A 19,214-nucleotide genomic window follows, 5' to 3' on the forward strand; every position below is an offset into this window, starting at 1 on the left:
TGCACTCTCACGAGCAAGAGGTGGGGGCTGCCTCACCCCAGGAGGCCGGCCGTCACCCAACCCGGGGTGAGAGTGCAATCCAGTCACACGACCCGCACCCAGGAGGCCGGGCTCCACCCCAACCCGGGGTGAGAGTGCAATCCAGTCACACGACCCGCACCCAGGAGATCGCGCCGGACTGGATTGCTCTCTCACCGGGGAGGGGGGTGGAACTGGATTGCCCTCTCACGAGGGACGGGTGACTGGATTGCCCTCTCACGAGGGGGGGTGGAACTGGATTGCCCTCTCACGAGGGGGGGGTGACTGGATTGCCCTCTCACGAGGGGGGTGGGCTGCGCTCACCCCGGGGCCGGGGCAGGGCGCCCCCCACCCCCAAGGGTGAGAGAGCAATCCAGTTCTTGTCGTCAGACCGTCGGGACGTAGTCCACGCGCTCGACGTGGGCGACGGTGGTCGTCGCCGCGCCGTTGCTCGTGCCGTAGACGCCCAGCCACAGGCCCAGGAAGCCGCCCGTCGCGACCGTGTCGAGGTCGGTGGCCAGGGCCGTGCCGACGACGACGGGCTCACAGTCGCCCGCGGCGACGAGGAGCTCCAGGTCGACCCCGCGTGCCCGCACGGACAGCGTCAGCGGCGCACCCGCCGCGAGCGTGGCCTCGCCCAGCACGCGGTCCTCGTCGCGCTGGCGGTGCACGACCTGCGCGCGCAGCCCGTCGCCGTCCGGCGTGACGGCCAGGCGCACGTGGTCCTTCTCGGACTGCCGCACGACCACACCGACCTCCTCGCCGTCGGCGAGGTCCACCGCGACGCGTGCCACGAGGTCCGCGTCCTGGTGCTGCAGCCGCAGGCCCAGGAACGCGGGGACGTCGACCTCCGCGAGGGTCGCGGGACGCAGCGGCAGGTCCCAGCCCTCGCCGGCAGCCGTCGCGACCTGCGTGGGCAGCGCGCGCACCGCGGTCCAGCGCGGGTCGTCCGCCGGGACCGTCCCCGACGCGAGACCCTGCACGAGCCCGCTCGCAGGACCCGTCGCGAAGGGCACCTCGACCTCGTCCGGGACCTTGCCGACGCCCGGTGCGAAGACCGGCCAGCCGTCCTCCCAGACCACGGGGACGAGGAACGTCTCACGGCCCAGCGGGTAGTGGTAGCCGCCGTACGTGCGCATGGCGAGCAGCACGGCCCACCAGCTGCCGTCGGCCGCCTCGACGAGGTCGGCGTGCCCGGCCCCGACGACCGGGTGCTGGCGGCCCAGGTGCCGGTGCGTGAGGATCGGGTTGCCGCGCGTCCCGGTGTACGGCCCGGTCACGACGTCGGCCTGCGCGATGCTCTCGGCGTGGTGGAACTCGGTGCCGGCCTCGGCCGCCATCAGGTAGTACGTGCCGTCGACCTTGTAGAGGTGCGGCGCCTCCGCCCAGACGGCGCCCTTGACGGCGCCCGACCACACCACGTGCTCCGGCCCCGTGAGCTTCTTGGTCTCGGGGTCGAGCTCGCGGATCCACACCTCGGTCTGGTGGAACCACTCCGGCTCGAGCGCCAGACGCGTGCCGTGCACCCAGATGCGGCCGTCGTCGTCGAAGAAGATCGACGGGTCGATGCCGTCGGCGTCGAGCCACATCGGGTCGGACCACGGGCCGGCCGGGTCCGTGGCCGTCATGAGGAAGTTGCCGCCCGGGTTGCCGTGCGGCTGGCCGACGAGCGTGCAGATGACCCAGAACAGGCCGTCGTGGTGGCGGATCGTCGGCGCGTACAGGCCCCCCGACGACTCGATGCCCGCGTAGTCCAGCTGCCCGGGCCGGTCCACGACGTGACCGATCGTCTCCCACGTCACCAGGTCGCGGCTGTGCAGCACCGGCAGGCCCGGGAGGTACTCGAACGTCGAGGTGACGAGGTAGTAGTCGTCACCCACGCGGCAGATCGACGGGTCGGGGTAGCACCCCGGCACGATGGGGTTCTTCACGGTGCTCATGCGTCGTTGACCTCCACGTCGACGATCCGCCGGTCCTCGGCGGTGATCTCGTGCACGGCGCCCGTGACCTGCAGGACGGCGTGCGGCGTACTCTGCCCCGGCACCGCGCGCCGCGTCACCTCGCGGGCGCTGGTGATCGCCCCGCCCGTGGCGTCCGCGACGTCGCCGGGGTCGGTCACGGCGGCGTGCGACGCGACCCAGACCCGGACCTCACCGGGCTCGACGACGCGCGCGAGCCGGCGGTCGACGAGCGCCAGGCGCGTCGTCGGCACCCGGAACGTCACGCGGCGCGACTGCCCGGGCGCCAGCTCGACGCGGGCGTACCCCAGCAGCTGCGAGACCGGCCGCACGACCGAGCCGACCAGGTCGCGCCCGTAGAGCTGGACGACGTCCGCACCGGCGAGGTCGCCCGTGTTCGTCACGGTGACGGACGCCGTGAACTCGCCCGCGGTCTCGACCGTCGGGTCGACCTGGAGGTCGTCGTACGCGAACGACGTGTACGACAGGCCGAAGCCGAAGGGCCGCACGGGCGTCGGGTCCGTCGACGTGACGTCGGAGCGCCCGCCGAGGATCGGGTGCAGGTAGCGGAACGGCTGCGCACCGGCGGCGCGCGGCAGCGAGACGGGCAGCCGGCCCGACGGGTTCGCGGCGCCGGTCAGCACCTCCGCGATCGCGTCCCCGCCCCGCTCGCCCGGGAAGAACGCCTGCAGGACCGCGGCAGGGCGCGGGCCCTCGCCGTCCAGCGCCCACCCGATCGCGTAGGGGCGGCCCGTGAGCATGACCATGACGACCGGCGTCCCCGTGGCGACGAGCGCCTCGACGAGCTGACGCTGCACGCCCGGCAGCTCGAGGGACTGGACGTCGTTGCCCTCGCCGACGGTGCCACGGCCGAACAGCCCGGCCTGGTCACCGACGACGACGACCGCCACGTCGGCGTCCGTCGCGGCAGCCACGGCGGCGGCGAAGCCGCTCGTGTCGTCGCCCTCCACCGCGCAGCCCTCGGCGAACGTGACGTCCGGCAGCGCCGCCGCGAGCGCCTCGTGGACGCTGCTGATCTCGAAGCCGAGCGGCAGGTCCGGGTGGTGCGCGAGCACGTGGTTGGCGAACGAGTAGCAGCCCATGAGCGCCTCGGGGCGCGCCGCGTTGGGGCCGACGACGGCGACGCGGCGCGGCTGTGCCAGCGGCAGGACGCCGTCGTTCGACAGGAGCACGACGGACTCGCGCGCGAGCCGCAGCGCGAGGTCACGGTGCCGCGGGGAGTCGAGGTCGATCTCGGTGGGCGGCTCGCCCTCGAAGGCGTCGGGCTCGAGCAGGCCGAGGTCCTCCTTCTGCGCGAGCGCGCGCAGCACGGCGCGGTCCACGAGCGCCTCGTCGGTCAGCCCGGCGCGCACGCGCTCGGCCAGCGGCTCGAGGAACGCGTCGCCCGTGGGCAGCTCGATGTCGAGCCCCGCGGCCAGCGCGAGCGCGGCCGCCTCACCACGGTCGGCGGCGACGCCGTGCATGACCTGCAGGAACGCGACCGCGAAGTAGTCGGCCACGACGACCCCGTCGAAGCCCCACTGCTCGCGCAGGATCTCGGTCAGGTAGTGCGGGTCCGCCGCGACGGGCACGCCGTCGACGTCGGCGTAGGAGTTCATCACCGAGCGGACGCCACCGTCGCGCACCGCCATCTCGAACGGCGGCAGGTAGATCTCGGCCAGCTCGCGCGGGCCGGCGTGCACGGGCGCGTGGTTGCGGCCGGCCGCCGACGCGGAGTAGCCGACGAAGTGCTTGAGGGTCGCGTGCACCCCCGCCTCCTGCAGGCCGCGGACGTACGCCGTCCCGACGGTCCCGACGAGGTACGGGTCCTCCCCGATGCACTCGTCGACGCGCCCCCAGCGCGGGTCGCCCACGACGTCGAGGACGGGCGCGAGGCCCTGGTGGATGCCGAGCTCGCGCATCGAGTCGCCGATGGCGCGCGCCGCCTCGTGCACCAGCTCGGGGTCGAACGCCGCACCCCACGCCAGGGGCGTCGGGTAGCTCGCCGCCTGCCACGCCGCCAGGCCCGTCAGGCACTCCTCGTGCACGAGCGCCGGGATGCCCAGGCGCGTCTCGCGCTTGAGGCGGCGCTGCTCCGCCCACAGCCACGCCGCACGCTCCGCGGGCTCCACGGGACGCGTGCCGTAGACGCGCGTGTAGTGGCCCAGCCCGTGCCGCGTGATCTCCGCGAGCTGGCCGGAGTCCTTCTGCCCCGAGGCCATCTCCGACTGCATCGGCGCCACCGTGCCGTTCTGGTCGAGCCAGTAGCCGACCAGCTGGGCCAGCTTCTCCTCGAGGGTCATCCGGGCGTGCAGGTCCCGCACGCGCTCGGAGACGACGGGGACAGCGGGCAGGACGGGTGCCGCCGGCACGACGTGCTGGGTGGCGGTGCCGGGTGTGTCGGACACGAGGGGGCGCTCCTTCGGAGGAATGGCATGGGTGGTACGGGTCGCGCGGCCGCCCGGGACGTGCCCGGACGGCCGCGCGCGAGGGCGTGCGAAGGGTTGTGTCAGCCCTTGACTGCGCCGGTGAGGCCACCGACGATGCGCCGCTCGAACAGCGAGAAGAAGATCAGCGCCGGGATCATCGACAGCGACGTGAACGCCAGCACCCGGGCCGTGTCGACCGAGTACTGCGAGGCGAACGACTGCACACCCAGCGGGAGGGTGTACATCGCCTCGTCGTTGAGGATGAACAGCGGCAGCATGTAGCTGTTCCAGGCGGCCACGAAGGCGAGGATGCCGACGGTCACGACGCCCGGGATCGACAGCGGCACGACCATGCGGAAGAAGAACCCGAGACGGCTCGCGCCGTCGATGGCCGCGGCCTCCTCCAGCTCCTTGGGGATCGCCCGCAGGAACGGCACCAGGATGATGATCGTCGTCGGCAGCGCGAACGCGATCTGCGGGAGGATGATCCCCGCGAGCGAGTTCATGAGGCCCAGGTTCTTGATGAGGATGTACAGCGGCGTGATCGCCACCGTCATCGGGAACATCAGACCTGCCGCGAACAGCGAGTACATCGCGGGCTGCGCCTTGAAGTCGTACCGCGCGAGCACGAAGCTCGCCATGACCCCGAGGATCACCACGCCGATGGTCGTCGCGATGGCGCTGATCGCGGAGTTCCCGGCCTGCTGCCAGAACAGCGAGCTGTTGAGCACCGAGGAGTAGTTGCCCCACTCCCACGTGGTCGGGAAGCCCGACGGGTCCGCGGTGATCTGCGAGTTGGTGCGCAGGCCCCCGAAGATGATGAACAGCACCGGGCCGATGCACACCCCCACGAGCAGCCACGCCACGACGTAGACCAGCGGGTTGACGCGCTCGAGCTTCTTGCCGCGGCGCTTGCGCGCGGGTGCCGGAGCGGGTGCCGGGTTTGCCTGGACGGCGATCGCGGACATCACTTCTTCCCTTCCGTCAGCGCGCCCTCGGTGTCGCGGCGAAGCACGAAGCGCTGGTAGGTCAGCGCGATGACCAGCGAGATGATGAAGAGCACGACGGCGACCGCGTTACCGAAGCCGTAGTTCCCGGCGTTGCGCCCGTTGAGGACCATGTAGGTGGCCATCGTCGAGGTGCCGGCCGTGGCGGACACGTACTGACCCCAGATGATGTAGACGAGGTCGAACAGCTGCAGCGAGCCGATGATCGACAGGAACGCCCAGATCCGCAGCGTCGGGCCGAGCAGCGGCAGCGTGATGCGCCGCTGGGTCTGCCAGTACGACGCGCCGTCGATCGCGGCGGCCTCGTGCAGCTCCTCCGGGATCGACTGCAGACCCGCGAGGAAGAGGATGACGGCGAACCCGACGTACTTCCACGTGATGATCAGCATCAGCGACCAGATCGCGACGTCCGGGTCGGACAGCCAGTCGACCGCCCAGCCCTCGAGCCCGATCTTCTCCAGGAAGCCGTTGACCGCACCCGTGGTCTGGAGCATGAGGCTCCAGCCGGTGCCGACGATGACCTCGGCGACGACGTACGGCACGAAGATCAGCACGCGGATGAGCGAGCGGCCGCGGATCTTGCGGTTGAGCAGCAGCGCCAGGATGACGGCTGCGGGGCCCTGCATGACCAGCGACATCACGACGATGAAGCCGTTGTGCATCAGCGCCTCGTGGAACGTCGTGTCCTGGAGGATCGTGACGTAGTTCTCGAGGCCGATGAAGTCAGTGGGGACGCCGTAGCCCTTCCACTTGAAGAAGCCGTAGTACGCCGCCATGACCACGGGGAAGATCACGAAGGCGACGAACACGATGATCGCCGGACCTGCGAGGAGCGCGATCTCGGCGTGCTTGCGCCAGTCGGTCCGCCGGGTCCGGCGGCGGACCGGGGACGGTGCCGTGAGGGCACCGTCCCCGGCCGCCGAGCGTCCCGCGGGCGACGGCGTCGTGGCGAGCGAGTTCTCGCCCTGGGAGTCGCTCATGGAACTCGTTACTCCTTGGCTGCCGCGGCCTTGACGGTGGCGACGATGCTGTCCGCGTCACCGCTGCCGGCGAGCATCTCGACCACTCCGGCGTTGAGCGCGTTGCCGACGTTCTGGCCGAGGACCGTGTCGAGCCACACGCTCACGTAGGCGGCCTCGTTGTAGGACGTGAGCACGTCCTGCAGGGCGGGGTCGGTGACGGCGGCCTGTGCGTCCTTGGACGCGGGGATCGTCACGAACGCCTCGGCGTAGCCCTCCTGGTGCTCCTGACCCATGTAGAAGTTCAGGAAGTCGGCGCACTCCTTGGGAGCGTCCGCGTGGCAGGCGTAGCCGTCGACGCCACCCATCATGGCCGTCGGGTCACCCTCGCCACCGTCGATCGCCGGGAACGGGAACCAGCCGAGGTCGGCCAGCGGCTTGGCGTCGGGCGTCAGACCGGCGATGACACCCGGGTTCCATGCACCCATGAGCTCCATCGCGGCCTCGTGGTTGGCCAGCAGACCGGCCGAGGAGCCGGCACCCTGCTGCGCCGTCGTGGTGAGGAACCCGTTGTTGAAGGGCTCGATCTTGGCGAAGTCGGCGTACGCCTGGCCCGCCTCGAGCCAGCACGGGTCGTCGAAGTTCATCTCGGCGGCCGAGTCGTTGATGGACTCCTGCGAGCAGGCGCGCAGCGCGAAGAAGTAGTACCAGTGCGCAGCGGGCCACGCGTCCTTCGCACCCAGGGCGATGGGCTGGACGCCCGCGGCCTTGAGCTTGGCGACGGCGTCCTCAAGCTCGGCCATCGTCGTCGGCGTCTCGGTGATGCCGGCCTGCGCGAACAGGTCCTTGCTGTACCAGATGCCACCGGGGAGCACGGCGGTGGGCATGCCGTAGATCTTGCCGTCCACGGCGAAGGCGTCGAGCGTGCCGCCCGCGACCTCGCGCACCTCGTCGGAGACCAGGTCGGTCAGGTCCATCGCCTGGCCGGCCTCGACGATGTCGGCCAGCTTGCCGCCGCCACGCGCCATGAAGATGTCGGGCGCGTCGCCCGAGTTCAGGGCGGTCTGGAGCTTGCCGTCCATGTCCTCGTTCTGGACGGACTGGATCTTGATCGTGACGTTGGGGTTGGCGTCCTCGAACGCGGCGACCGTCTTCTCCCAGTACGCCTTGCCGTCACCGGTCGTCGAGTTGTGCCAGAACGTCAGCTCGACAGCGCCGTCGGCGCTGTCGCTGCCGCTGCCGCTGTCGGAGCCGCCGCACGCGGCGAGCGCCAGCGCGCCCATCAGCACCACGGTGGATGCCGCGATGGTCTTCTTTACCCTCATCGGTCGTGTCCTCTTCGTTGAGCCTCACGGGGCCCGGGCGTCGCTAGACGCCCGCGGAGCCACCGGGGACTGCTGCGCTGCATCCCGCCGTCACCAGACGTACGGCGTCACTCCTTCGGACGCTTGTCAGCACTCCCCCCGTCATGCAAGGTGGCCCGTTCCGACTGTCGCAGGCGCTCGATTGTAACGTCAAACGCGTGTCGATAACGTTATCGAAACCCGTCGGACAAGTCGGGGAACACTGGTCCAAACCACCCTGCTCGCAGCCTCCGAGGTTGTGCATCGCGGACAGTCCGGGGTCCATCCACGGCACCGCCCGAGGGGGCCCGCAGGGTGCCCCTGGCCGCGTGCGAGCACGCCCGCCGGGGCACCCTGCCGACCCGCTACTCCTTGGCCGCGGCGGCGTTCACCGTGGCCACGATGCTCTCCGCGTCGCCCTGACCTGCGAGCATCTCGACGACCGCCGTGTTCAGCGCGTTGCCGACGTTCTGGCCGAACAGCGTGTCCAGCCAGACCGACACGTACGCGGAGTCCTCGTACGCCGCGAGGATCTCCTGCAGGGCGGGGTCCGTGACGGCACCGAGCGCCTCCTTGCTCGCCGGGATCGACACGAACGCCTCGGCGAAGCCCTCCTGGTTCTCCTTCTCCAGGAGGAAGTTGAGGAACTCGGGGCACTCCTTCGGTGCGTCGACGTGGCAGCTCAGACCGTCGATGCCGCCCATCATGGCGGTCGGGTCACCCTGGCCGCCCTCCACCTCGGGGAACGGGAACCAGCCCAGGTCGGCCAGCGGCTCACCGTCAGGGGTCAGACCGCCGATGACGCCCGGGTTCCAGGCGCCCATGAGCTCCATGGCCGCCTGGTGGTTCGCGACGAGCCCGGCCGACGACCCGGCGCCCTGCTGCGCGGTCGTCGACAGGAAGCCCTCGTTGAAGGGCTCGAGCCCCGCGAACTCCGCGTACTCCTCCCCGGCCTGCGTCCAGCACGGGTCGTCGAAGCTGCGGTCGGTGGCCGCCGCCTCGATCGTCTCCTGCGAGCACGCGCGCAGCGCGAAGAAGTAGTACCAGTGGGCCGCCGGCCACGCGTCCTTGGCGCCCAGGGCGATCGGCGCGACGCCGGCGGCCTGGAGCTTGGCGACCGCGTCCTCGAGCTCGGCCATGGTCGTCGGCGGCGTCTCGATCCCCGCCTCGGCGAACAGGTCCTTGCTGTAGAAGATGCCGCCGGGCAGCACCGCGGTCGGCATCCCGTAGACCTTGCCGTCGATCGTGAAGGCCTCGATCGTCGTGCCGAGCGCGTCACGCGTGGCGTCGTCGACCAGGTCGGTCAGGTCCATGACCTGGCCGGCCTCCGCGATGTCCGCGAGCTTGCCGCCGCCACGCGCCATGAAGATGTCCGGGGCGTCACCCGAGTTCAGGGCGGTCTGCAGCTTGCCGTCCATGTCCTCGTTCTGGACCACCTGGAGCGTGATCTCGACGCCCGGGTTCTCGGCCTCGAAGGCGTCCGCCATCTCCTGCTGGTAGGCCTTGCCGTCGTCGGTCGTCGAGTTGTGCCAGAAGATCATCTCGACCGAGCCGTCGCTCCCGCTCCCGCCCGAGTCGCCCGAGCTCCCACAGGCCGCCAGCGCCAGCGCCCCCATGACCACGGCGGTCGACGCCGCCAGCGTTCTCTTGGTCCTCATCAGATCTGTCCTCTTCGTCGAGCCAGCTGATCCCCAGACGGCGCCTGGGTGCCCCCCGCCGTCAGGTGCGTCCAGCGGCTCGCGCCCGCGGAGGACGTGCGGCGTCACCCCGTCGGACGCCGGCCGGACGCACCGTTGTCATCGGCGGCCGGGACCGACTCTCGCATTCACCCGATATAACGTCAAACCTTTCCCAAGCGCCCGAGCACGACAAAGGCCCCGGTCCCTCAGGGGACCGGGGCCTGTCGTCGGAGGTGCAGGATCAGGCGGGAGCCAGACCCGTGCCGCCGTCGCCGCGACCGGCGTTGGTCGGCGCGGCCGGGACGTCCGTGCCGGACCCGGCGGTCCCGACGGGCGCACCCACGGCCACCGGCTCGCGCGACGCGGCCGTGCGCGGGACGCCCTGGAAGATGAACTCCCCGAGCAGACCCTCGCCCTGCGCGTCGACGATGACCGTCTGACCGGCCTTGAGCTCACCGAACAGGATCTTCTCGGACAGCGCGTCCTCGATGTCCCGCTGGATCGCGCGACGCAGCGGCCGGGCACCGAGCACCGGGTCGTAGCCCTTCTCCGACAGCAGCTTCTTGGCCGCCGGCGTGATCTCGATGCTCATGTCCTTGTCGCGCAGACGCGCGTCGAGCTTCGCGATCATCAGGTCGACGATCTGGAAGATCTCGGTCTGCGACAGCTGCGGGAACACCACCACGTCGTCGACGCGGTTGAGGAACTCCGGCCGGAAGTGCTGCTTGAGCTCGTCGTTGACCTTGGCCTTCATGCGCTCGTAGTCCGTCGCGAGCTCGCCACCGGCCTGGAACCCGGTCATGACGCCCTTGGCGATGTCCCGCGTGCCGAGGTTCGTGGTCATGATGATCACGGTGTTCTTGAAGTCGATGACGCGGCCCTGCGAGTCGGTCAGGCGACCGTCCTCGAGGATCTGCAGCAGCGAGTTGAAGATGTCCGCGTGGGCCTTCTCGACCTCGTCGAACAGCACCACCGAGAACGGCTTGCGGCGCACCTTCTCGGTGAGCTGGCCGCCCTCGTCGTACCCGACGTAGCCGGGGGGCGAGCCGAACAGCCGCGAGACGGTGTGCTTCTCCGAGAACTCCGACATGTCGAGCTGGATCAGCGCGTCCTCGTCCCCGAAGAGGAACTCGGCCAGCGCCTTGGCGAGCTCGGTCTTCCCGACGCCCGTGGGGCCGGCGAAGATGAACGACCCACCGGGGCGCTTCGGGTCCTTGAGCCCCGCACGCGTGCGGCGGATGGCCTGCGAGAGCGCCTTGATCGCCGCGTTCTGGCCGACGACCCGCTTGTGCAGGTTGTCCTCCATGTGCAGGAGCCGGCTGGACTCCTCCTCGGTGAGCTTGAACACCGGGATGCCCGTGGCGTTCGCCAGCACCTCGGCGATGAGCTCCTCGTCGACCTCGGCGACGGCGTCCATGTCGCCGTTCTTCCAGGCCTTCTCCTTCTCGATGCGCTTGAGGCCGAGCTGCTTCTCCTCGTCCCGCAGGCGCGCCGCCTTCTCGAAGTCCTGCTCGTCGATCGCGGACTCCTTGTCGCGACGCGTCTCGGCGATCTGCTCGTCGAGCTCGCGCAGCTCCGGCGGAGCCGTCATGCGACGGATGCGCAGGCGTGCGCCGGCCTCGTCGACCAGGTCGATCGCCTTGTCCGGCAGGTAGCGGTCGTTGACGTACCGGTCGGCCAGCGTCGCGGCCGCCACGAGCGCGGCGTCCGTGATGGACACACGGTGGTGCGCCTCGTACCGGTCGCGCAGGCCCTTGAGGATCTCGATCGCGTGCTGCAGGTTCGGCTCCGCCACCTGGATCGGCTGGAAGCGGCGCTCCAGGGCCGGGTCCTTCTCGACGTACTTGCGGTACTCGTCGAGCGTGGTCGCGCCGATGGTCTGCAGCTCGCCGCGCGCCAGCATCGGCTTGAGGATGCTGGCCGCGTCGATCGCGCCCTCCGCGGCGCCCGCCCCGACGAGGGTGTGGATCTCGTCGATGAACAGGATGATGTCGCCGCGCGTGCGGATCTCCTTGAGGACCTTCTTCAGGCGCTCCTCGAAGTCACCGCGGTACCGGGAGCCGGCCACGAGCGCGCCGAGGTCCAGCGTGTAGAGCTGCTTGTCCTTGAGCGTCTCGGGCACGTCGCCGCGCACGATGTCCTGCGCGAGGCCCTCGACGACGGCCGTCTTGCCGACGCCGGGCTCCCCGATGAGGACCGGGTTGTTCTTGGTGCGGCGGGACAGCACCTGCATGACCCGCTCGATCTCCTTCTCGCGCCCGATGACCGGGTCGAGCTTGCCGTCGCGGGCCGCCTGCGTGAGGTTGCGGCCGAACTGGTCGAGCACGGCCGACCCCGACGGCTGGCCCTCGGCGGGGCCGCCCGACGCCACGGGCTCCTTGCCCTGGTAGCCGGAGACGAGCTGGATGACCTGCTGGCGCACGCGGTTGAGGTCGGCGCCGAGCTTGTTGAGGACCTGGGCGGCGACGCCCTCGCCCTCACGGATCAGGCCCAGCAGGATGTGCTCGGTACCGATGTAGTTGTGGCCGAGCTGCAGCGCCTCGCGCAGCGACAGCTCGAGGACCTTCTTGGCGCGCGGCGTGAACGGGATGTGGCCCGACGGCGCCTGCTGGCCCTCGCCGATGATCTCCTGGACCTGGGCGCGCACCGCCTCCAGGGAGATGCCGAGCGACTCCAGGGCCTTGGCCGCGACACCCTCACCCTCGTGGATCAGACCCAGGAGGATGTGCTCGGTGCCGATGTAGTTGTGGTTGAGCATCCGCGCCTCTTCCTGGGCGAGGACGACCACGCGACGGGCTCGGTCCGTGAATCTCTCGAACATGTGCACTCCTCACGAGCGGCGTGCCCCGGCTGCGCCACGCGGCAGGGGTCCGCGCGGAGCCGACAGAGCGGCGTGTTTCGATGCTAACGGCGGGGTACCTCCGCCACGTCCCGTGTTCGCCGCAGGCGGAGCGCACGTCGCCCGTGCGCGCGGACGCCCGGGGTGCACGCCGCACTTGCGCAGCAACTACCGAAGGCACCGGGCCCCGCGCCGCCTAGCCTGCAGGGGCCGCGCACGGGCGCGGCGACGAGCACGGAGGTGGGCGTGGACAGGCGGGCGGGTGCGCACGGCGCTGCGGTCGTGGCGGGCGTGCTGACGCTGCTGACCGGCTGCGCCTGGTTCGGTGACGACGGGACGGACAGCACGCAGGTGCTGGAGCTGTCCGTCGGCGACTGCGTGGTCACGCCCGACGAGGTGCAGGCCGAGCTGACCGACGTCACGACCGTCGCGTGCGACACCGCCCACCAGATGGAGGTGTACGCCCTGGTCCCGGACGCCCTGGACGGGCCCGAGGCCTACCCGGGCGCCGACGCGCTGACCGCCTTCGCCGACGGCGCGTGCGCCGAGCGGTTCGCGGACTACGTCGGCGTCGACTACCGCGACTCGGACCTGTTCTTCACGTACCTGCTGCCGTCGACGCGCGGCTGGTCGGAGGGCGACACCACCGTGACGTGCCTCGCCACGACGACGGGCGAGACGCTGACGGCGTCCGTCGCCGGCTCGGAGCGCTGAGGCGTGCCGGTGCCCGTGACGGCGTCCGCGACGGTGTCCTGCTCGTTCGGCACCGCGCCGGCCACGCTGGTCGCGCTGCCCACGCCGCGCGTGCTCGTCGAGGGCCGTCCCGTCGCGACCGTCACGGACGCGGCCCCGCTGGTGAACGTCGCGACGTTCGCGATGTGCACGTCCTTGGCGAACCCGCAGGTCGCCGCCGCCACGGCCGCCGCCCTGGGGGTGCTGACGCCCATGCCGTGCGTGCCGGCGACCACGGGCACGTGGACGCCGACGGCGCCCCGCACGGTCGTGGGCGGGCGCCCGGTCCTCGCGCAGGGCGCCGTGTGCATGTGCGCGTTCGGCGGTGTCGTGCAGGTCGTCGTGCCGGGCCCGGTCCGCACGACCGTCGCCTGACACGTCGCGCCGGTCAGTCGCCCTCGAGCGCCTCGACCTGCAGGACCAGCGCGTCGAGGTCCGCGGTGCGGACGTCGTGCGCGGCCTCCGACGGCGTCCGGGTGCCTGCGACGACGTCCTCGACCGCATCGAGCACGCGCTCGACGGTCGACTCGACGTCCTCGACCACCGCCAGCAGCAGCGCCCCGAGCACGTCGGGGTGCAGCACGGGCCGACCGTCCGGCACGGGCACGAGCGGGCCCAGCGCGAGGGCCCCACGCACCAGGACCGTCCCGGCCGGCGACCCGGCCTCGACGCACGTCGTGAACAGGTCGGTCGTCAGGGACGCCGCCAGCAGCGTGACGTCGGCCGCCCGCTCCGGCGGCACGTCGACCGGCACGCGGCCGTAGCAGGTGATCGTGCCGGCGTCCTCGCGCACGAGCACGAGGACGGGCTCGCCCCCGGGCAGCTGCGACGCGAGGTCCAGGGTGCCGGCCTCGTCGTCCACGCGCAGCGGCCGGGCGGGGGTGAGCGCCGCGGCGACCGCGGCGAGCAGCGGCCTCACGGCGTCGCCGCCGCGGCCTCGGCGAGCTTGCGCTGCAGCAGCTCCAGCAGCAGGTCGACCATCTCCGGGGAGTTGCGCTGCGGCCGCGCCGCCAGCTCGGCCTCGATGTCCGCGACGGACACCTGGTCGATGAACGCCGCGAACTGCGGCGGCGTCGCGTCGGTCGCGAGCGTGTGGGCACCGACGACCAGCCCGGCCGCGGCCGCACCGGTCCCCTGAGTCGTCAGCACGGTGGTCATCCGCTCCTTGCGGGCCAGGTGCTCCTCGCCCTTGAGCGTCTGGCGCACGCGCCAGAACAGGCCCCGGTCGTCGCGGGCCTTGCCGCCGTTGGCCTCACCTCCCGCCTGGACGGTGTTGCGGTCCCCGGCGAGCTTCCCCGAGCGCCGCCAGCGGTCCATCAGGCCGCCCGCGGTCCCACCGGCCGCACCGACCGCGTCCTCGAACGCCGCGCGCGTGCGCTCGAACACGGTCTGCGGGTCGGCACCGACGCCCATGGACTCGAGCACCGCCTCGCGGATCAGCGCGAGCGCGCCGTCGTCCGTCGTCAGCTGCTCGTTCTCGGCCCCCGACAGGTCGGTCGGCGCCGAGCGCTGCCGGCGCGGGTCGTGCGCCACCACCGCACGCGGCTTGATGCGGTCCAGCAGCGGCCGGCCGACCGGGCGCCCGTGCACGCGGTAGTTGGCGAGGAACGCCTCGGCGGTCGGGTCGCCCGCGGCGGCGCGCAGGACGATGCCGTCGACCGCGGCCTTGGGGTGGCGGCGCAGCTCGTGCTCGGCACCACCCTCGAGGTGCTGCACGGCGGACTCGCGCTCGGCCGTCTGCGCCTGCACGACGAACACCTCGTCGGCGATGAAGTGACCGAGCGAGTGCACGTTGTCGACCACGGACTTCACGCCCTTGATCGCGGCGGGGATGCCGAACCCGCCGCCGGACGCGACCTGCCCGATGGACAGCCCCAGGTCGACCACCGAGGAGCCCAGCGCCCACGTCGTGCTCTCGAGGTTCTTGGTGTGGCTGCGCGACACGTTCATCAGCGGCCACACCATGACGTTCGCGTTCTTGCCCGTGCGGTTGGCGCGCGCCTCGAACATCGCGGTGTCGGTCTCGTGCTGGCGCATGCCGGCGACGGCGACGTCCGTCACCGCCTTGACCATCGCCAGCGCGGACGCCGCGATGTCGAGGCCGGGGACCACCTTGGCGACACCGCCGGCGACGCCGGAGTCGATGAGCTTGGCGAGGTTCGCGGTCGACTTCGCCGCCGACACCAGGCCGTTCACGGCCGAGGCGCCCGACTTCGTGGCGCTCATCGCGGCGTACGGGTCCTTCTCGCGCCAGGCGTCGCGCACCGAGCGGGCCGTCGCGAACGCCTCGCGCACCGCGGTGAGCAGGCCACCGAGGATCCCGGTGACGGTCGAGATCCCCTCCTTGGCCTGGCCGCCGGCGGTCTTCAGCGGGTCGTCGGCGAGGTCCTCGTACGCGTCGTCGGACTTCACGCCGTTCGCCTTGCGCCACTTGGCGCGCGAGATCGCGTCGACGGCGCCGCCGTCGAGGGCCTCGGGGACCGACAGGTCGGAGCCGCCCGGCGAGCCCTTGAGCTCCGGGGTGTACCGGTCGGCGATCGCACCGCCGGCGGACGAGATGCCGCCGAGGGCCGAGCCGCCCAGCGACTCGGCCGTCCCCGCCCCCGCGTCGAGCCGGTCCAGCGCCGCGAGGTTGGCGGCCACGCCCTGCGCCTGACGCTCACGGCGCGCCTCGAGGATCGGAGCCCGCTGCTCCGCCAACGCCCACGCCTCACGGTCGACGACCGAGCTGCGGACCGGCAGCCGGCCCGCGACCTTGGGCGCGAGCGAGCCGCGGACCTGCTTGGCCGCCCTGTCCCGCGCGAGCTCCGGGTGCAGGTCCGGCTCCGCCTGCGTGAGCGCGCGCATCGCGGTGACCATGCGGTCGTAGACCTCCTCGAGGTCCCGGGGCATGACCCGCGACTCGGCCAGCTCCTCCTCCTCGGCCTCCATCGCCTCGGCGTGCCGCCCCTCGACCTGCCGCGCGGAGCGCACCTGGAGCATGAGCCGCTCGGCCGCAGTCTCACGCGGCGGCCGCACGGACTCCAGCGACACGAACTTGCCGTGCCACGTGGTGTCGTACGCCTCCTGCGCGGCGTCCTCAGGCGTCGCGCCGGCGGCGAGCAGCTTCTTGTACGTGCGCGTCTCGTACGCCAGGGCCTTGTCGAACCGGGCCCACAGGACGTCCATGCGCTCACCGGCCGTGACCGACGTGATGCCGTCGTCGTCGTGGACCATGCTCGACAGGTTCGCCCGGCCCTGCTCGCCCTTGGCGCGGTCCGCCGCGAGCGCCGCCAGCTCGGCCGGCTCGGCGGCCTTGCTCTCCTTGACCTTCTGCTTCTTGACCTCCTTGGCGGAGGGGGCCGCCGGTGCGGACGAGTCCTTGCCGAAGAGCTTCTTGAACGGGTTGGAGAACCGGCGCACGGCCCGCGACCCGGTCTCCTGCACGACGTGCGCGATCTCGTGCGCGAGGACCTTCTCGCCCACGGGGTCCGCCGGCGCGTAGCGGCCCTGGCCGAAGAAGATGTCGTCGCCCGTCGTGAACGCCTCGGCGGACATCGCGCGCGACAGCCTCCCGGCCTCGGGTCCGGTGTGCACGCGCACGTGCCCCAGGTCGGTGCCGAACGCCTGCTCCATGCGGCGCCGCACGGGCCCGGGCAGCCCGGTGCCGCCGGAGCGGGCGGCCTCGACCTTCGAGGTCACGTCGGCGTCCAGGGCCCCGCCGTCGGCGCCCACGACGCCCGCGGCGCCGTCGAACGAGCGGCGCAGGTGCCCGCAGCCGGGCGTGTGCCGGTGCGGGTCGGCGCCGTCCAGGCGCGCCAGCGCGGCGTCGGCCAGGGCGTCGGCGGCGTGCTCCGCGTGGTCGTCGGCGGCACCGACGGTCAGCGTGGCGGCCGCGGGACGCAGCACCTCGGGCGCGGCCGGTGCGGCGGTCTGCGGGCCGGCCGCGGCCGGCGCGGCCGCTGTCGGCACGGGGACGCGCGCGTGGTGTGAGCTCATCGGGGCCTCCGGTGACGGTGCGCGGACGGGGTGGGCACTCAGGTGCCCGCGCCCAGCCTCACGTCGGGCCGCACCCGCGCACATCGGTAAGCACTACGCATGTTGGTGCGCAGGTCACCACCGCGGGTCGGTCAGCCGCCGTCCCAGCTTGGCGACCTCGCGCAGCGTCGCGGCGCGCACGTGCCGCATGCCCAGGGGCGCGCGTGCGGCGACGGCGTCGTACGTCGCCGCGAGCACGACGTTGCGGATGTCACCGCCGCACACCTCGACGCTCTCGGCCAGGAGGTCCAGGTCGACCGGGTCCTCGGGGTCCGTGCCGGGCAGCTGCGCGAGGTGGTGCGACCACAGGGCCCGGCGCGTCGGTACGTCGGGGTCGGGGAAGTGCACCATGAAGTGCAGGCGCCGGGCGAAGGCCGGGTCGAGGTTGCCGCGCAGGTTCGTCGCCAGGATCGTCAGGCCCTCGGCGGCCTCCATGCGCTGCAGCAGGTACGCGACCTCCTGGTTGGCGTACCGGTCCTTGGCGTCGGTGACGGCGGACCGCGAGCCGAACAGCGCGTCCGCCTCGTCGAAGAACAGCACGGCGTTGAGCGACTCGGCCTGCCCGAACACGCGCTCGAGGTTCTTCTCCGTCTCCCCGATGTACTTGTCGACGACCGCCGACAGGTCCACCTGGAACAGGTCCATGCCGAGCGTGTCGGCCACGACGTGCGCGGCCAGCGTCTTGCCGGTGCCGGGGCTGCCGGAGAACAGGGCGCTGATGCCGGTGCCCTTGCCGCCCTTGCCGTGCAGGTCGCCCAGCGCGAGGACGTCGTCGCGGTGCCGCGCCCACGCCACGAGCCGCTCGACCTCGAGGCGCGTGTGGTCGGGCAGCACGAGGTCGTCGAGCGTCGCGGCCGTGCCCTGCGTCCGCACGCGCGAGCCGGCGACCCCGCCGAGGCGGCGGGCGGTGCGGCGCACGTCGTCGACGTCGACGCCGCGCTCCTCGCGTGCGGCGTCGGCGCGCGCCCGTCGGCCGACCTTCACGATCTCCTCGGGGGTCATGCGCAGCGACACGACGTCGGGGGTCGCGACGTCCGGGCCGGTCATGACGGCCCACCGCTCGGCGCGCTGCGCGAGGGTCAGGCGCCCGGCGGTGACGGTCGGGGGCAGCGACGGCGCCCAGCGGGGGTCCCACACGGTGGCCCCCACGGCCACCACGGGCACGGCGCCGTCGGCGACGAGCCGCACGAGGTCCGGGCCGGCGAGGTGCGCCCCGGCGAGGACCAGGACGCTGCGGCCCAGCACCGCCTCGAGCTGCGCCGCCCGCACGGCCTCGTGCAGCGTCGCGACGTCCGGACCCTCGGCCCCGGCGGGGACGGGCAGGCGCGTCAGGTCGACGACGACGCACGCGACGTCGAGCTCGCGGCACGCGGCCACCGCCAGCCCCGTGCCCGCCGCGCCGACGGGCGCGTGCACCCACACCAGCGGCTCGTCGGCCGCGAGCGCCGCCGCGACGTCCGCGTACCCGGCGACGTCGGCGGGCACGGCCTCGGCCAGCAGCGGGCGGACCTCGGCGGCGGCGTCCGCGCGTCCCAGCAGGTGCGCGACGACCCGGGGACGCAGCCCGACGCGCGTGGTCGCGAACGTCGCCCCGGCCACCAGCCGCAGCAGACCGGCCCGCCGCAGAGGACCGCCGGGCGCCAGACGTGCGTGCGCGGCAGGGTCGACGACCGACGCACCGGCCAGCTCCAGCGCGAGCGCGAGCGTCGGCAGGCCCGCGGCGCCGTCACCGGCGAGCAGCCCGCACAGCAGGTGCGCGACGGGGTGCGTCTCGGCGAGCAGCGCGACCGCGACGACCTGCCGGTCCGCCGGGGCCAGGGCGCACGCGTCGGCGAGGTCGTCGAGGGCCGGTCCGAGGGCGTCGAGGCCCGGTGCGTCGCTCGTCAGCGCGTCGAGCGCGGCGCGGGCCGCCGGTGCGTCGGCCCACGCCGCACCGCGTCGTCCGACCGCTGCCTCGAACGCCCGCGTCGTCGACGACGTGCCACTCACCGCACTCCCCCACCTCCGCCGAGGACGTGCCCGGCCCGCACGCGGTCGGTCCGCGCGCACGTCGGCACCCTGGCACCCCGCACGACGGCCCGTCGAGCCCGCGGCGGAAGGTTCGGTAGCGATTACCGATGCCGTCCGCGCGGGGTCGTCCGTAGCGTGGGGCCACCCGACGGCAGGTCCCGCAGCACTCTCCTGCGCGCCGGCACCGGACGGGCGTGTCCGTGTTCTGCAGCCCGTCGGGAGG

The 19,214-nt window shown here is 72.5% G+C and carries 12 protein-coding genes; 2 read left to right on the plus strand and 10 right to left on the minus strand.

Translation table 11 applies throughout. From position 1 onward, the window contains the following. Nucleotides 1-404 precede the first annotated feature (404 nt). The 7 genes from IR158_RS05920 to IR158_RS05950 all read right to left on the minus strand — a co-directional run bounded on the left by IR158_RS05920 (nt 405) and on the right by IR158_RS05950 (nt 12,214). Nucleotides 405-1,958: a glycoside hydrolase family 43 protein gene (locus IR158_RS05920; RefSeq protein WP_291810690.1), complete on the minus strand. Its 1,554-nt coding sequence runs from the start codon at nt 1,956-1,958 to the stop codon at nt 405-407. Then, complete coding sequence (locus IR158_RS05925) at nt 1,955-4,348, minus strand: glycoside hydrolase family 3 N-terminal domain-containing protein (protein ID WP_291811153.1); 2,394 nt, start codon at nt 4,346-4,348, stop codon at nt 1,955-1,957. The genes IR158_RS05920 and IR158_RS05925 overlap by 4 nt, the downstream gene beginning before the upstream one ends. Before the next feature lie 137 nt (nt 4,349-4,485). Next, on the minus strand, nt 4,486-5,373 hold the full coding sequence (locus tag IR158_RS05930; protein ID WP_291810693.1) for a carbohydrate ABC transporter permease: 888 nt from the start codon (nt 5,371-5,373) through the stop codon (nt 4,486-4,488). Further along, the gene (locus IR158_RS05935; RefSeq protein ID WP_291810696.1) at nt 5,373-6,392 is read right to left on the minus strand and encodes a carbohydrate ABC transporter permease; all 1,020 of its coding nucleotides are present in this window, start codon (nt 6,390-6,392) and stop codon (nt 5,373-5,375) included. The genes IR158_RS05930 and IR158_RS05935 overlap by 1 nt, the downstream gene beginning before the upstream one ends. Nucleotides 6,393-6,400: 8 nt before the next feature. Then, the gene (locus tag IR158_RS05940) at nt 6,401-7,696 is read right to left on the minus strand and encodes an extracellular solute-binding protein (RefSeq protein WP_291810699.1); all 1,296 of its coding nucleotides are present in this window, start codon (nt 7,694-7,696) and stop codon (nt 6,401-6,403) included. A gap of 383 nt (nt 7,697-8,079) precedes the next feature. After that, the gene (locus IR158_RS05945; RefSeq protein WP_291810702.1) at nt 8,080-9,372 is read right to left on the minus strand and encodes an extracellular solute-binding protein; all 1,293 of its coding nucleotides are present in this window, start codon (nt 9,370-9,372) and stop codon (nt 8,080-8,082) included. A gap of 262 nt (nt 9,373-9,634) precedes the next feature. Further along, on the minus strand, nt 9,635-12,214 hold the full coding sequence (locus IR158_RS05950; RefSeq protein ID WP_291810705.1) for an ATP-dependent Clp protease ATP-binding subunit: 2,580 nt from the start codon (nt 12,212-12,214) through the stop codon (nt 9,635-9,637). Between the two features lie 264 nt (nt 12,215-12,478). Here IR158_RS05950 and IR158_RS05955 point away from each other — a divergent pair, with 264 nt between their 5' ends. Next, complete coding sequence (locus tag IR158_RS05955) at nt 12,479-12,946, plus strand: septum formation family protein (RefSeq protein ID WP_291810708.1); 468 nt, start codon at nt 12,479-12,481, stop codon at nt 12,944-12,946. A 3-nt stretch (nt 12,947-12,949) separates the two neighbouring features. Then, nucleotides 12,950-13,339, plus strand: coding sequence for a DUF4280 domain-containing protein (locus IR158_RS05960; RefSeq protein ID WP_291810710.1), 390 nt, complete (start codon nt 12,950-12,952; stop codon nt 13,337-13,339). Nucleotides 13,340-13,352: 13 nt separating this feature from the next. On the opposite strand, the gene IR158_RS05965 is transcribed toward IR158_RS05960, so the two are convergent. The 3 genes from IR158_RS05965 to IR158_RS05975 form a co-directional block, all read right to left on the minus strand. Beyond that, nucleotides 13,353-13,883: a hypothetical protein gene (locus tag IR158_RS05965; RefSeq protein WP_291810712.1), complete on the minus strand. Its 531-nt coding sequence runs from the start codon at nt 13,881-13,883 to the stop codon at nt 13,353-13,355. Then, nucleotides 13,880-16,942 carry a DUF4157 domain-containing protein gene (locus tag IR158_RS05970; protein ID WP_291810714.1) on the minus strand — a complete coding sequence of 1,021 codons (3,063 nt, stop codon included), beginning with the start codon at nt 16,940-16,942 and terminating at the stop codon, nt 13,880-13,882. The genes IR158_RS05965 and IR158_RS05970 overlap by 4 nt, the downstream gene beginning before the upstream one ends. A gap of 114 nt (nt 16,943-17,056) precedes the next feature. Next, complete coding sequence (locus tag IR158_RS05975) at nt 17,057-18,970, minus strand: ATP-binding protein (protein WP_291810718.1); 1,914 nt, start codon at nt 18,968-18,970, stop codon at nt 17,057-17,059. Between the last annotated feature and the right edge of the window lie 244 nt (nt 18,971-19,214).

It is taken from the genome of Cellulomonas sp., assembly GCF_015234515.1.
GTDB lineage: Bacteria > Actinomycetota > Actinomycetes > Actinomycetales > Cellulomonadaceae > Cellulomonas.

Bases quoted from the DNA above. Each gene is read 5' to 3' on its own strand.
- IR158_RS05950 (WP_291810705.1), bottom strand. From the start codon at position 12,214: ATGTTCGAGAGATTCACGGACCGAGCCCGTCGCGTGGTCGTCCTCGCC.
- IR158_RS05935 (WP_291810696.1), bottom strand. From the start codon at position 6,392: ATGAGCGACTCCCAGGGCGAGAACTCGCTCGCCACGACGCCGTCGCCC.
- IR158_RS05970 (WP_291810714.1), bottom strand. From the start codon at position 16,942: ATGAGCTCACACCACGCGCGCGTCCCCGTGCCGACAGCGGCCGCGCCG.
- IR158_RS05945 (WP_291810702.1), bottom strand. From the start codon at position 9,372: ATGAGGACCAAGAGAACGCTGGCGGCGTCGACCGCCGTGGTCATGGGG.
- IR158_RS05940 (WP_291810699.1), bottom strand. From the start codon at position 7,696: ATGAGGGTAAAGAAGACCATCGCGGCATCCACCGTGGTGCTGATGGGC.
- IR158_RS05930 (WP_291810693.1), bottom strand. From the start codon at position 5,373: ATGTCCGCGATCGCCGTCCAGGCAAACCCGGCACCCGCTCCGGCACCC.
- IR158_RS05920 (WP_291810690.1), bottom strand. From the start codon at position 1,958: ATGAGCACCGTGAAGAACCCCATCGTGCCGGGGTGCTACCCCGACCCG.